12 protein-coding genes and 1 pseudogene are annotated in these 13,675 nt (G+C 58.3%); 2 read left to right on the forward strand and 11 right to left on the reverse strand.

Going from position 1 to position 13,675, the window contains the following annotated elements:
• Window positions 1–41 precede the first annotated feature (41 nt).
• The 3 genes from SM765_RS18160 to SM765_RS18170 are packed head-to-tail and all read right to left on the reverse strand — an operon-like array spanning window position 42 to window position 3,064.
• Window positions 42–1,364, reverse strand: coding sequence for a TRAP transporter large permease (locus SM765_RS18160; protein ID WP_009574124.1), 1,323 nt, complete (start codon window positions 1,362–1,364; stop codon window positions 42–44).
• Window positions 1,361–1,951, reverse strand: coding sequence for a TRAP transporter small permease (locus SM765_RS18165; protein WP_368981654.1), 591 nt, complete (start codon window positions 1,949–1,951; stop codon window positions 1,361–1,363). The genes SM765_RS18160 and SM765_RS18165 overlap by 4 nt, the downstream gene beginning before the upstream one ends.
• A 60-nt stretch (window positions 1,952–2,011) precedes the next feature.
• Window positions 2,012–3,064: a TRAP transporter substrate-binding protein gene (locus tag SM765_RS18170; protein WP_009574122.1), complete on the reverse strand. Its 1,053-nt coding sequence runs from the start codon at window positions 3,062–3,064 to the stop codon at window positions 2,012–2,014.
• 349 nt (window positions 3,065–3,413) lie between these two features.
• Between SM765_RS18170 and SM765_RS18175 the strand changes: the two are divergent.
• Both SM765_RS18175 and SM765_RS18180 read left to right on the forward strand, forming a co-directional pair.
• Window positions 3,414–4,501: pseudogene (locus SM765_RS18175) on the forward strand (IS3 family transposase).
• Between the two features lie 477 nt (window positions 4,502–4,978).
• Window positions 4,979–5,773, forward strand: coding sequence for an IclR family transcriptional regulator domain-containing protein (locus tag SM765_RS18180; protein ID WP_009574118.1), 795 nt, complete (start codon window positions 4,979–4,981; stop codon window positions 5,771–5,773).
• 840 nt (window positions 5,774–6,613) lie between these two features.
• Here the strand turns inward: SM765_RS18180 and virB11 are convergent.
• The 8 genes from virB11 to SM765_RS18220 form a co-directional block, all read right to left on the reverse strand.
• On the reverse strand, window positions 6,614–7,618 hold the full coding sequence (gene virB11, locus SM765_RS18185; protein ID WP_009574117.1) for a P-type DNA transfer ATPase VirB11: 1,005 nt from the start codon (window positions 7,616–7,618) through the stop codon (window positions 6,614–6,616).
• Window positions 7,618–9,042, reverse strand: a complete 1,425-nt coding sequence (locus SM765_RS18190) for a TraB/TrbI/VirB10 family type IV secretion system protein (RefSeq protein ID WP_368981655.1) — start codon at window positions 9,040–9,042, stop codon at window positions 7,618–7,620. Before SM765_RS18190 ends, virB11 begins: the two co-directional genes overlap by 1 nt.
• A 2-nt stretch (window positions 9,043–9,044) precedes the next feature.
• Window positions 9,045–9,779, reverse strand: coding sequence for a TrbG/VirB9 family P-type conjugative transfer protein (locus SM765_RS18195; RefSeq protein ID WP_368981656.1), 735 nt, complete (start codon window positions 9,777–9,779; stop codon window positions 9,045–9,047).
• Window positions 9,780–9,784: 5 nt separating this feature from the next.
• Window positions 9,785–10,465 (reverse strand): VirB8 family type IV secretion system protein, encoded by a 681-nt coding sequence (locus tag SM765_RS18200; protein ID WP_368981657.1) that lies wholly within the window; start codon window positions 10,463–10,465, stop codon window positions 9,785–9,787.
• A gap of 17 nt (window positions 10,466–10,482) precedes the next feature.
• A complete protein-coding gene (locus tag SM765_RS18205; RefSeq protein ID WP_009574113.1) occupies window positions 10,483–11,496 on the reverse strand; it encodes a TrbL/VirB6 family protein in 1,014 nt (337 codons plus the stop codon).
• On the reverse strand, window positions 11,497–11,922 hold the full coding sequence (locus SM765_RS18210; RefSeq protein WP_368981658.1) for a hypothetical protein: 426 nt from the start codon (window positions 11,920–11,922) through the stop codon (window positions 11,497–11,499). It lies immediately after the preceding gene.
• Window positions 11,923–11,930: 8 nt separating this feature from the next.
• A complete protein-coding gene (locus SM765_RS18215) occupies window positions 11,931–12,698 on the reverse strand; it encodes a type IV secretion system protein (protein WP_108887779.1) in 768 nt (255 codons plus the stop codon).
• A partial coding sequence (locus tag SM765_RS18220) for a lytic transglycosylase domain-containing protein (protein WP_368981659.1) occupies window positions 12,695–13,675 on the reverse strand: 981 nt, incomplete at its 5' end. The genes SM765_RS18220 and SM765_RS18215, both read right to left, overlap by 4 nt.

Genomic DNA, 13,675 nt, shown 5'->3' on the forward strand with positions numbered 1-13,675 from the left:
GAAGACTAAGTTGAGAAAGGCGAAGTCTATCCCTCCAACGGTCAGTAAAGCATTCGCAGAAGCACCAATGTAATTGAGGGGAACATTACCAATATCGCAGTCCTAATCAAATCGGACAAAATGAAAGGCACGACACCTCTAAACGTAGCAGAAAGAGGCGTTTCCTTTGCCATAGAATTGATAACGAAAAGGTTCATACCGACCGGTGGTGTAATTAACCCCACCTCCACTACGATAAGAACAATGATCCCAAACCAGAGTGCAAACTCCTCAGCTCCCAGCCCATAATCAAGCGCAGAGACTATGGGGAAAAAAATTGGGATCGTAAGTAAAATCATAGACAGAGAATCCATGACGCACCCCAAAACTAAGTAGACCAACAGAATCAAGACCAAGACTGCCCACGGGTTCAGCCCTAGCTCTACTACCCAATTCGCAAGTTCGACAGGAACTTGGCTCAAAGCTAAAAAGCCATTGTAGATACTTGCGCCAAAAACGATGAAGAAAATCATGGCTGTTGCGGATGCTGTTGACAGCAGACACGACACAAGTGTCTTCCAAGTTAGCCCGCCATTGATCAAAGCCAGAAGACCAGTTCCTGCGGCACCAACGGCAGCTCCCTCGGTCGGTGTAAACCAACCGGAGTAGATTCCTCCTACTACTGCAAGAAAAATCACTACTACCGGCCAAACCTCAATCAGCGATCGAAATCTTTCTGAATAGGGAGCTCTCTCCCTCGATCCGGCAGTTTCGGGGAATAGTCTAACATAGATTGAAATTGCGATCATATATCCCAAAGCAGCGAGGAGCCCAGGAATAAACGCCACAACAAATAGCTTTGCAATATTCTGTTCCGTCAGAATGGCATAGATAACAAGAACAAACGACGGAGGAATCAAAATCCCAAGCGTCCCGCCGGCGGCCAGAGTGCCTGTAGCCAATTGTCCAGAATACCCGTGCCGGCGCAGTTCCGGTAGAGCGACCTGGCTCATTGTAGCAGCCGTGGCCAAGGAAGAACCACAAATCGAACCGAAACCAGCGCAAGCGCCAATAGCGGCCATAGCAACGCCGCCTCTTTTGTGCCCTACCCATTTTTCGGCTGAGTTAAACAGCGCCTGCGACATTCCGCCCAAAGTTGCAAACTGGCCCATAAGCAAGAACAACGGCACGATAGACAGCGAATAACTTGAAAATGTTGAGTAAGTCTCATTTTTCATTTTCGACAAGATGGGCAACCAACTGTCAGTGACTAGATACGAGCCGAGCACTCCGGCAACCAACATCGACAGACCGATGGGAATGCGGAGAAAGATTAGGACAAGAAGGGCAGGAAACGACCAAATTCCTATTTCAAGAACACTCAATGGACCGCTCCTGAGCCAGAAATGATGTTTGTCTTGGTTGAAGCCTCTACGGCTCTTGCGAATACAAGATATGCCGCAACGACACACGCGAGAACCAAAACAATGAAACAAGCCAAGTAGGGCCACCAAACAGGCATCTCGAGGATAAAAGTTGTATCGCCATATTCGAATTTATTTGCCATTCCGTCCCACAGTTTCCAAGTCATCACAGCCAGCGCCATCGCCATCAGCGCTTCAGAAATCAGATTGATCCAACGATTTACATCAATGGGAAGCATATTCGTAAAAAGATCGACGGTCGCATGTCCTCGCTGCATTTGGCACCAAGGAAGAAACGCACATACAGCTATTGCTACACCAGCCTCAACCAATTCAAAGTCACCTTTGATTGGACCTAGGCCTAGGCCAATCATTGCCCGACCCGCAATAGACGCACATGTCAAAATGGTGATGCCAATCAATACAAGACCACCAAATATTGCCGCAGCTTTTGATAGCTGCTCAAAGAACCTATATGTCGCCAATTCTGGCCCTCCCAACAGGAATTTTATTTTTAGCGCCACGCTCAATGCATGGAACCGTTTCATTCATCGCTTCAAGGGCCAGGCACTTCGACGCACCTGACCCCTAGTTATTTTTTTCGCGCTTTATTTTTGCTCAGCAGAATACTTCGCTATGAGCTTTTCTGCCTCTTCAATCAAAGCGGAGCCGTCAAAACCACGCTCGTCCATGTCAGCAGCCCATTTGTCGTAGACAGGTTGCGCAGCATCTCTCCAGATCTTTGACTGTTCTTCATCCAGAACTACGATACTGTTCCCCATCTCTCGAGCAATTTCGCGGCTTGGTGACGCGTAGGCTTCTTGAGTAACTCCAGCCCAGGCAGAGAATTCAAAGCCCGAATTGTCGTCGATCACTTTCTTCAAATCGTCAGGAAGACCATCATAGGTTGCATTATTCATGGCGAACACAAACGTGGCAGTGTAGAGAGCGTTTCCTGTGAACTCCGTGTGATTGTGAACAAGTTCTGGAACTTTCAAACTTAGAACTACCTCCCAAGGTAGAGTCGCTGCATCAATCACGCCCTTCGACAAAGATTCAGGAACGGCCGGAACTGGCATTCCTACCGGCGTTGCGCCCAGTTCTTCGAGAAGCATGTTGACCGTGCGAGACGCACCGCGAATCTTCATCCCCCTCAGATCTTCCAAGTTCACGATGGGCTTGGACGAATGAAAGGATCCCGGTCCATGAGTCCAAACGCCCAGGACATGCATATCCTTAAACTCTTCGTCCTTCATTTCGTTTTCGAACATCTCGTAGAAGGCGCGAGATCCAACTTCGGCGTTCGGGAGAATGAAGGGTAGTTCAAAAACTTCGGTGCGCGGGAAACGACCAGGGGTATAGCCGATTACAGTCCAAATGATATCAACTGCGCCGTCTGTGACTTGCTCGATCAATTCAGGAGGCCTGCCTCCGAGTTGCATTGAAGGATACCGTTCAATTTTGATGCGGCCGCCGGAATCGCGCTCCACATTGTCGGCCCATACGTCCAAGACATTCTTGGGCACGTGAGCCTGGGCAGGCAAAAACTGATGTAGTTTCAGAGTAAACTCTTGTGCCGTCGCGACGGTGCCGACTGTCAACGTCCCAACTACTCCCACAAAAGCTGCAAATACAGCTTTCTTTAGCGAAATCTTCCTCATGCGTCCTCCACGGTTTTTTCGCACCAAGCACCCAGTCCTTTATTTGGGCAACTTTAGTCCCCTCCGTACGTTCGATAAGCGAACGACGTTCTATTAGCGAACGATATTGACTGGAGCCGCGCTTGTCAACGCTCCGCGTGGGGCAAGAGCGAGCCTTAATGAAGACCTGGTTCAAGTGTGGTTGCATTGCCCTGGGTTCTAACAGTCGTCGATATTCACTCATGCTTCTGTCCGGCACTGGATCTGAGTGAGATGGTCCCTGAAAACCGGACACACTGCTAAGCTTGCCGCCAACGATGACGAGGAAGAACAGCGTGGCTGACAAACGAAAGCCGAGTTTAAGGCGAATGTGGCGCTCGAGGCCATCCGTGGCGAGCTGACGGTCGCCGAGCTGGTGGCAAAGCATGGCGTGCATCAGACCTTGATCAACACCTGGAAGCGGCAGGCGCTCGAGGGCATGTCCGGGATTTTCTCGGGCAAAGCCGAGGCGAAGGCCGCCGAGAAGGACGGCGAGATCGAGAAGTTGCACGCCAAAATCGGCCAGCTCGTTGTGGAACGGGATTTTTTAGCGAAAGCCTCCGGGCGGTGAGCATGGCCCGGAGGCGAGAGATGATCGATCCGTGGCACCTCGTGCTGACGATCACCCGGCATTGCGCTCTGGTCAGGATCAGCCGGTCGGCATGGTATGGCCCGGGCAGGACGGAGACGCCGCTGAACCTGGCGCTGATGAAGTTGATCGATGCCCAGTTCATGGAGACGCCGTTCTATGGCAACCGTCAGATGGCAAGGCACCTGCGTAAGCAGGGCTATTGCGTCGGGCGCAAGCGCGTCCGGCGGCTGATGGCGCGGATGGGCCTGCGGGCCGTCTACCAGAAGCCAAAGACGACGGTGCCGCATTCGGAGCACCGCAAGTATCCGTATCTGCTCAGGGACCTGGTGATCACACGCCCCAACCACGTCTGGTGTGCCGATATAACTTAAATCCCGATGCGGCGCGGCTTTCTCTATCTGGTCGCGATCATGGACTGGGGCACGCGCAGGGTTCTGTCCTGGCGGTTGTCGAACACGATGGATACCGAGTTCTGCATCGAGGCGCTGGAGGATGCGCTCAGGCTGCATGGCAGGCCCGAGATCTTCAACACGGACCAGGGCAGCCAGTTCACCAGTCCGCGCTTCACGCAGATCCTGCACGACGCGACGGTGAAAGTCTCCATGGACGGCCGAGGTCGTTGGATGGACAACGTCATGATCGAACGGCTATGGCGGTCATTGAAGTACGAATGCGTCTATCTGAACGCATTCGAAACCGGGTCGGCAGCCCGGACAGGCATCGGCAAGTGGATCGACTTCTACAACACCGAGCGCCCGCATTCCGCGCTCGGCGGCAGAACACCGGTCGAGGCCCATCAGGGCCCTGACCTCCAGGCGGCGGCATGATCAACAGGCAAGCTTAGCAGCGCCGCAAAACTGTCCGGGAAATAGGGACCATCTCACCCCCCACTGGTTCAAGAGCCTTGCAGATGCAGGTAAAATGCTGGAGAATTGGCGTAGACACTAAAGCGACGACAGACTGCATTGCGAAATCGGATGCAACGCCCCGAACTTATTGCACTTTCCCGACGGCGCAACCAGCCCATCATCGCGAACAAACCCCGAAAACTCCAGCCTCGGGTGGTCCAGAGTTGGCGTGCAGAGCAACGGCTACATTGCGCTTGGCATGCCCCTCACTGGAGTCATATGATAAGTCCTTACGGGGAAGAGTAACCTCGGCGATCAACCAATTGGTGCAATCGAACTGTGCCTATGAACAAAAATAGAGATCAGCATCAACCGGTAATCAATGGGTTTCTTACTTTAGCCCCGCATTCGGAATAGTGGTTTGATCACACCAAAACAGCAGGTAAACAATTTCCAATGACAGATGGCGCAAACTTTAAGAAGCCTGCACCTTCGAAAGCTCGCGCCCCAGAAGGCATGGCAGGCTTGGCCAAGGGCTTAACAATTATCGAGGCTTTCGGGTCGAATCACGAGCACCTCACAGTCGCCAGTGCAGCAGAGTTGGCGGGTCTGTCACGGGCGAGCGCTAGGCGCTGCCTGCTCACACTTGCTGATGCTGGATACCTCTTTCGACAGGGGTCCAAATATAGACCAACTCCAAGAATGCTTCGCCTCGGCGCAGCCTACTATGAGTCAGCCTCATTGCCCCAATTGGCGGAGGCACATCTTGAGGCTGCTCGGGACGAATTGAACGAATCAATTTCGCTAGCAATTTTCGAGGAAGGTTACGCGGTATTTGTCGCTCGTGCTGAAGCTGAAAGAATAGTTTCCAGCCTCGCCAAATTAGGTGGACGTCTGCCAGCATACGCTTCCGCCACAGGGCGCGTCCTCTTAGCGGCACAGTCAAATGAAATTCTAACCAAATACTTGAACAAAAATAAGCTCCAAAAGCTTACGCCAGTAACAATAACTAATAAAGATCAGCTTTCCGAGAGAATCAAAAAGGTCAAGAACGTTGGCTTCGAAATCACCGTCAATGAACTTGAAGAGGGAATGGTCTCTATGGCTGTACCAGTTCTAGACAACCAAGGAAACGTAGTCGCAGCTATGAGCATGAGCGCCTCCAGCGCGAGGATCAGCACGCAAAAGTTACAGGAAGAGTACCTACCAACTCTGCAAATGCACGCCAGTAGACTTTCTCAGTCACTCTAACAGGAAACTAAGCAACTCTTTACAAGAACCGAGATGCCCCTAGTTTTCTATACACCTGCTTAGTTCAGGTCTGCTGCTTGATGTCGAAATCAATGGGCGGCAGTATTCCGTTGCTCGTGTGCGTTCGTTTTAGTTCATGAAATACTTGATGTTGTCTAACATGTAACGACTTGCTTCATCGCGTGTTTGATATACTCGTCGCCTGATCCGCTCTCGTCTCAAAGATTGGAAAAAACTCTCGACCACTATGTTGTAATAGCTGTTTCCAGGTCGGCTCATGCGCGGGTCTAGGCTGCGCTGGTACAAGAACGTCTGTCACTTCCGGCTTGTGAATTGCGGGCCTTGCTCCGAGCCTACCGAGGCTTCACCGTTTGGCTTACACCGCTATACGGCCATCAATAGAGCCTGCAGAGCCAGTTCAGTGTTCTTTCACACACAACAGGCGTCCCAGCGAACCACACGGCGTGAGAACAGGTCATTGACGACGCACATGTACAGCAAGCCTTCATAAGTCATTATCTAGGTAATATCGGTAACCCAAAGCTAATCGGGTTGAGGTGCGTACCGCCACCCAAACGTCGCGAGGTCTCAATTCCCGAATACCCGCACTGTAATCTGATGCATCGCATCCCGCTTAAACTTGTGCTGAAACTTTTGGTCCCCATGTCGCCTACCTTGCCTTAAAATTTGGCTGCGAAGCCTCTAGTAATCTAAAGGCTCCTCAATTCGTCCTTTCAAATCGTGAACCTTTTCAGGCAATACACCTTAACAACTCTTACTAATGTTCCTAAATTACGGGAACACCTGTGCCTGTCATAGACGAAATAGGGTATTTTCGCTCTACGCTCGCTCTGTCGGAACGTCTCGCGATCCAGGCAGATAGAACTCCGTAATCCCCCGCCTCCCCTCGACCCGCCCGAGCTGGACGATTACATCGATGGACTTCCGGATATATTCCCGCACCTCGGCAAAGGTCAGCGGCGTCCCAGCCTGCAGCACCATGATCGCCAACCGGTCGATGGCGAGCTCTGCGGTTTCCGCGTGGATGGTGGAAACCGATCCGCCATGGCCCGTGTTGATCGCTTCGAGATAGGTCAGGGCCTCGGCGCCGCGCAGCTCGCCAACGATGATGCGGTCGGGGCGCATGCGGAGGGAGGCTTGAAGGAGGGCGTTGGCGCTGCGTTGCGACCCGGCACCGCGGTCGGCCAGGAGGGCGACGGTGTTGGGTTGGCCGGGGAAGAGCTCGAAGGCGTCCTCGATGGTGATCAGCCGCTCGTGCTCGCTCACATGGGTCAGGAGGTGCCGAGCAAAGGTTGTCTTGCCGGTCGAGGTGCCGCCGCTGATCAGGACGTTGAGCCGTGCCTCGACCAGGGTCTGTAGGGCAGCCTCGAGGTTCTCTTCGGCAAGACTGGCAATGTTCTTCATCTTCTCGGCGCGGAGCGCGTCGAGCGAGACGGCTTTGCCGAAGAGATAGGTGGGCGCGTAGTCTCGGACGTTGCCCGCGGCGAAGAGACGGATGGTGATCGAGGCCCCGCGATCGATGGCGGGCGGCACGGCGACCTGGACCCGGAGGGGCCGGCCTGCATATTCCACCTTGCCGGACACGAGCGGGTTCTTTTCAGAGACGCGGGCCTTGGCGTCGCCGACGATGGTCTGGGCCATGTTGAGGGCTGTGGTGCGATCCACGGTCTGACCTTCGTGGCGCATGGTGGCGTCGCCTGCGACCTCGAGCCAGACCTTGCCGTCCGGATTGATAGCGATTTCGACAACGTCGTCGCGCTTCAGGAGGTCGCGGAACGGGTCGAGATAGCGTTCGAGGTATGAGGCTGGTGATGCCTGCTCCATCAGTAAATCACCACATCCCGGTCCACGAGCACGGTGACCGAGGCCCCCTGATCGACATAGATCGTCGGTGCGATCGAAACCTGGTCGGCAATGACCGATCCGACGGCATCCTGAAGGTCGCTGCCGACATCGCCAAGGACGATGCTTGTGGTTTCGTTGTTAGCACTCTCCGCCGCCACGGCCGGTGCCGCCCCGATCACGGAAATCAGCGCCGCACCGCCGAAGCGCTCGGCGAACTTGGTGTCGACGAGGCCAGTAAGCCCCGAGCGACCGAGTTGATCTCCGCCCACGGCGGCGATTTCCATCGAGGTGCCGTCCGGTGTCAGGACACGGGTCCAAAGGATCAGGATGCGCTTCTGGTGCATCTCGATCTCGGAGCGGTATTGGCCAAAAAGGCGGGAGCCCCGGGGGATCAGGATCCGGTCCCCGGAAAACGCCGGGACCGGCTCGGAGACGACCGCGACCACGGAGCCAGGCAGATCGCTATTGATGGCGGTCTGAAGCGCGGCCTGGATGACGGACCCTTGGGTCAGGGTGCGCTCAGGATGGGTGAGACGCGCGGCCTCCTGCACTTCGAGCGGCCGCGCACTTTGCAGGAACTGCTCATTGCCCGAGCGGACCGGCCCGCCAGTGCCAGCGGCAGCAGGATCGGCAACCGCCGCGCCACTTTGGCCACCTCGTGGACCATCGGCGTAGACCACGGCAGGGGATTTGATCTGCGCGGTCAGAAGCTCCTCGGCAACCCGCTCGGCCTCGCGCAGGCGCTGCTCCTCTTCCTGACGGCGGCGTTCTTCGAGAAGGCGCTGATCGGCGATCAGCCCCTCGCGGTCGAGCTCGGCCTCGAGCCCCTCGCGCTGCGCGCGTTCGGCATCGAGCATGGCCTGCAAACCTTCGATGCGAGTCTCGGTCTGACGCTGCAGGTTGGCAAGCTCGGCCTCTTTCTCCACAATAAGTGCTTCAAGCGCCGCCTTCTGTTCGTCGAAGGCCTCGCGCAGGTCCGCAACGGCGGACTGGATTTCCGAGTTGCGCGCAGCCTGGCTGGCGGCGAGGGCCTCGCGCAGCTTGGCAATCTCGGCCAGCACCGCGGCGCTCGGTTCCGGGGCAGGGGCCGCAGGCACATCAAGCGCTTCCTCGACGGCGATCAGCGCCTCATTGACCCGTTGCTCGGTTTCGTCAGGCGGAAACTCCAGCCGCCCGCCGGTGCCGGGGCGGCGGTCCTGAAAGGTCTCGACATCGGAGGTCTCAAGCGCGCTGTCGCCTTCCTGCAGACCAGTGGCCAGGAAATACGCCACCCCGGCTCCGCCGAGGGCAAGAGCAGCGGCGAGCGCGCCGACCCCGAGGCTGTTGCCGCGGCGTTTGGATTTGCCGCGCTGGCTGAACTGGTCAAGGCGGTCCTGAAGATCGGGAGGAGTTTGATCGGCCATCGTCAGTTGCTCACGTAGATCGCGCTCTCGTCGCGCCAGGCACAAATTGCCTCGCCGCCGATGCGCAGTGTCCAGTAGGTGTTCACCCCGAGCACCCGGACCGTGTTTCCCTGTTGGGTCCAGTTCACCGTGCGCTCGCGGCCCTGGTCATCTGCCTTGAAGAGGGCGGGCTGGCGGCCATTCTCCGGGAAGACAAAATACGTGTAGCGCCCGTCGTCGTAGATATGGCTGGGGCGGAAATCCCCTTCTCCCGAGACGCGATAGTTGTAGTTGCGCGGGGCCTCAAAGCCTTTGGGCCGGGTGGCACCCGCCGTGCGACGTTCCTCGTCGGGGTAACGAAAGCGGACCTCGAAGAACATCCCGGTGCGGTTCGGGATCGAGCCCTCGCGCAGATGGAAGGAATAGGTGCGGCGGTTTGTGATCACCGTCATGTTGGTGGAGGCCTCCGCCACATGCGGTTTGATCGTGAGCACATTCCCAAGCTCGGGGATCGGATCGACCTGGAAGCTTTCGGTGTCGCCGACAATCACCGCCTCGAACCTCTCCCCGGCCCCGAAATGAATCGTGGTAGAATGCCGCAAGTCAGTTTCGATCCGGTAGACTTGGTTCTCATTGTAGACGGCGGTGCGGATACGGATGTCGAGTGGGCCCCCTTGCGGCGTGGCCTCGGCAACAGCGGCAACAGGGAGGGCAAGCGCCAAGAGAAGCGTGGTGAGGAGCGCGGGCAGGGATTTCATCTTGGTCAGTTCTCCAGGGTCTCGGCGTCGACGCGGTAAGAGGTCACCACGAAGCCCAAGGGGTTGGCCCAGACGTCCTGAAGGCGCTGGCGGGTTTCGGGTTGGAAGTCGTAGCCGACGGTCGCCACATACGACCGGGTGACGGTGCGGGTGTCGCGCGGACGGCGGAGCGTGCGGGTGAAGCGGACCTGGGCCACGCTGCGCTCGATCTGGTTCACCGACTTGATCACCACCTCGATCTTGGCGTCGCGGCCATAGACGGTGATCGGGTAATCCTCATTGGTGGAGGACCAGAGATCGCGCAGCGTGCGCGCGGCATCGCCATCTGAGCGGTCGAGCACAGAGTTGATGCGTTGCTCGCCATCGGTCAGGTCATAGGTCTCTCGGTCGTCGACATAGGCGACGAGATTGGCCTGGATGATGGCGTCGCTCTCGGACAGCGTCAGCGCCTGCACGGCGGCGACCCGGTCCATCTCGCCGGTCTCCTTGTCGACCACGACCACGAAGGTCTCGGTCGATTTGAGCGGAAAGAGGCTCGCGCCTGCGACCATGCCTGCCACACCGACCAGAACGCCCGCGGCTGCGACGAACCACGCAAAGCGCTCGCGCCGCCTTGGCCCGTAGATGAAATCCGCCTCGAAAGCGTCGCGGTCAGGCGCGGAGGAACTGGTCACAAGCTTCTTCAAAGTCGTCGTCTTTCACATCAGGGTTTGCGGAAGGCCTTGGCGGCGGAGAGAAGCGCGCCGGGGCTTTGCCGGATCATCTCGCCGGTCTTCACCACACCCGCGTTCGCCATCTGGTTCAGCTCATGGGGAGACTTGCCGGTGACGAGGCGCGAGGTTGCGCCCGTGCCGTACTGGCGTGTGTTTACAAAGCCCTGACGTGCAAGCCCGGTCAGGCCCACGGCATTGGACGCAATGCCCACGACGCCTGTGAGGTTGGAGGCGATGTAGGGGACCGAGGCCATGATCCCGGCGCTGAGGATCAGGATCACGAGGAAGGGCAGGATGAGGCTGACGGTTTCGACGTCACCGGGATCGGCGGAGGCGTCCCCGATGGCCTCGGCGATCGCCACGATGATGCCCGCGGCCCCGGCGGCCGCGACCGGCATGAGCGCATAGCCGATGGTGGCGCGGGTCCAGGCCTCGAAGAGGGACTGGGTCGGCTTGAAGAGCGAGGTCACGATCATGAAGGGGGCGATGACGATCATCAGCGCGAAGACGATGCGGGCGAAGGCGATGATCCCGGCGGTGACGGCGGCAAAGACGGCTGAAAGGACGAAGAAGATTGCGCCCAAGACTGCGCCGAAGACCCAGCCCGCGCGGTCGCCGATCGTATCGCCATAGGCGGTGATGCGGGCAACCATGTTGTCGAGGCTTTCATAGACCCCGGCCTCGTCGCCCGAGCCGGTGAGCGCCAGGATCGAGGCACCGACGGAGTCCGGAACCCGCGTGACGATGTCATAGATGACGCTGAAATTGTCCCAGCTTTGCGCGAATATCCCCACCAGTGCCACCTTCATCCCGAAGGCAAAGCCGGTGCCGAAGGGCAGGGGGCGGAGTTGCATGACCGCATTGATCCCGAGGAGCACGACAAGGAGTGCGGCCCCGGCGGAGATCACGTCGCCGACGGCACCCGCCGAGGAGACAAAGCCGTCCTGCGCCACGGTATCCACCGCGGCGTCGACCTGGCTCAGGATGTCGCGAATAACGCCCATCTACTCGGCACAGGCCTCCACGACTTGCGCCTCGAGCGCATCGGCCTGAGCGTAGAGATCGAGTACCTTGAAAGGCAGGCGCGGATTGTCCGAGGTCTGGAACCGGGGCAGGGCGTCAAGCGCCTGATCCCAGGTGAACTGATCCAGCAGGCAGGTGCAGGTTTCCGAGGCGAGGGCTTCTTCAGCAACAAGGATGCGCAGGATCGCGCGGTAGCCGTTGCGCAGATAGGCGGTCTCGGCCAGATCGGCGGGCGGTTTTGGAATGCGGCAATTGTCCTCTGCTTCCCGCGCGATGGCCATCGAGCTGAAGGGTGTGTCACCGGATGGCTGCGTGGTCGGGGTTTGGGCTAACGCAACACTGGGTGTGGCACTCACGACAAGTGCTGCGCGACCAAGAGACCGGATTGGCGCCAACCTGCGGGTCATGGACATTCTCATGGATCCACCGCCATCGAGCGGAACTTGCGCTCATCCGCGAGGGTTGCGGCATCGACGACGCCGAGCTGGCCGGCGCTCACGCCTTGCGCTGCTTCCAGCCGCCAGATCTGGGTTAGAATGATGCCGAGCTCGGCGGTGACACGAGTGTTCAGATCGACGGCGGCTTTCAGCCCGTCCTGATCGTCGATGAGCCCGACCATTGTCTCGAGCCGTTCGAGGCTCTGGCCTGCCTCTTCATGGCTTTCTTGCGCTGCGACCGACAGCATGGCACTGGCCCCGGCTGAGGTGGCGATGCGGTTGTCGGCGGGCTGGTCGGAGCCTGAGAGCGTGCTCAGGCGCTCCGAGGTGAAGCCACTGCCCGACAGCACCCGTTCGACCGAGGCCGACAGTTCCGCGCCGGGATTGAAGCCGCTCAGGAAATCGCCGCTCGCCAGCGATTGCGCGGTATTGAGCGGGGCCACCAGTTTGCCACGCAGCGCGCGGAATTCTTCGACCGTGGCGAAGAGTTCTCCGAGCCCGCTGCTTTCAATGAGCGAGGTCAGTTGCGCCTCGAGGTTCGTCAGCTGCGACAGCTGGGTTTCCAGTTCCAGCCGCATGGTCGCGAGCTGCTGCATCTGGACATTCAGGTCCTCGGCCATGTGCTCGAGCTGGGCCACGAACTGCTGCAATGCCGAGCCGTCAAAGGTTGGGACGCCTTGGGCAGCAGCGGGCGAAGCGAGCCCGAGTGTTGTGACCGCCGCGGCGGTCAGGAGAAGGTGTCTCATTCGGGAACTCCCATCTGCATGAAGTCGCGCTCGGCCAGCCGGACGGCCACGAGGTGCTGCGCATAGGCCGCCTCGCGCTGCTGGTTGGCGGCCATCAGCCGGACGCGGAGGTTGAGGATGCGGCCGATCTCGGCCTTGGCGTAGGTGTTGAGTTCCCAAGCCGCCTTGGCATTGGGCTGCGCATCGATCTGCAAGATGATCGCGCGCAACCGGTTGATGACCTGTTCGGTGGTGGCGGAGCTGTCGGCGGCGTAATAGACGCCGGCCTCGGAGATGCTGGCATATTCGGCGAGCGCAAAGTCTGAAGGTGAGAGCGTGCCAAGCACATCGGCACCGCCCACCACGGCGAGATACTCGTTGTAGAACTTCGAGATATTGCGCACGTAGCCTTGCGTTTCGGCAAAGGGTGGCACGCCGCCATATTCGATGACCCGGCCCGGGCCTGCGTTATAGGCTGCAAGCGCGTGCGGGATATTGCCGAACCGATTGAGCTGGGTGGTGATATAACGTGCGCCGCCGCGCAGGTTGTCTTTCACGTCATAGCGGTCGACTCCAAGATCGGAGGCGGTGCCGGGCATGAGCTGGGTCAAGCCATAGGCCCCGACCGGGCTTTCGGCGGCGACGTTGAAGCGGCTTTCCTGTTTGATCAGGGCCTGGAAGAGGCAGCGCCACTGGGTGGCCGAGAGCCCGGCACGGGCCACACCGGGGGCGCCTGCGAATTCGCCCGCGACCTCGACGATCATCATCTCGACGGTCTCACGGCCTTCGCCGAAGAGGCGGCTGTTCATCGGGCTCGGATCGGTGTTCGGATAGACCGCCGCCACCCCGAAATCCGCATTGCCCTCGAGCGCGCGGATATCGAAACCGGGACCGGTGATCGCTGCCGTCATCTCTTCGAGAACGCGCAACTGGTCGGCCTGGACATCGGCGAGCGTGGACTCGGTCCGATCCTTGTCCTGCTGGACGCCCAGATCTTC

Source organism: Pseudophaeobacter sp. 1A09344 (assembly GCF_041008745.1).
Lineage (GTDB): Bacteria > Pseudomonadota > Alphaproteobacteria > Rhodobacterales > Rhodobacteraceae > Phycobacter > Phycobacter gallaeciensis_A.

Bases quoted from the DNA above. Each gene is read 5' to 3' on its own strand.
- SM765_RS18190 (WP_368981655.1), bottom strand. From the start codon at position 9,042: ATGGCCGATCAAACTCCTCCCGATCTTCAGGACCGCCTTGACCAGTTC.
- SM765_RS18215 (WP_108887779.1), bottom strand. From the start codon at position 12,698: ATGAGACACCTTCTCCTGACCGCCGCGGCGGTCACAACACTCGGGCTC.
- SM765_RS18165 (WP_368981654.1), bottom strand. From the start codon at position 1,951: ATGAAACGGTTCCATGCATTGAGCGTGGCGCTAAAAATAAAATTCCTG.
- SM765_RS18205 (WP_009574113.1), bottom strand. From the start codon at position 11,496: ATGGGCGTTATTCGCGACATCCTGAGCCAGGTCGACGCCGCGGTGGAT.
- SM765_RS18195 (WP_368981656.1), bottom strand. From the start codon at position 9,779: ATGAAATCCCTGCCCGCGCTCCTCACCACGCTTCTCTTGGCGCTTGCC.
- SM765_RS18180 (WP_009574118.1), top strand. From the start codon at position 4,979: ATGACAGATGGCGCAAACTTTAAGAAGCCTGCACCTTCGAAAGCTCGC.
- SM765_RS18170 (WP_009574122.1), bottom strand. From the start codon at position 3,064: ATGAGGAAGATTTCGCTAAAGAAAGCTGTATTTGCAGCTTTTGTGGGA.
- SM765_RS18210 (WP_368981658.1), bottom strand. From the start codon at position 11,922: ATGACCCGCAGGTTGGCGCCAATCCGGTCTCTTGGTCGCGCAGCACTT.
- virB11 (WP_009574117.1), bottom strand. From the start codon at position 7,618: ATGGAGCAGGCATCACCAGCCTCATACCTCGAACGCTATCTCGACCCG.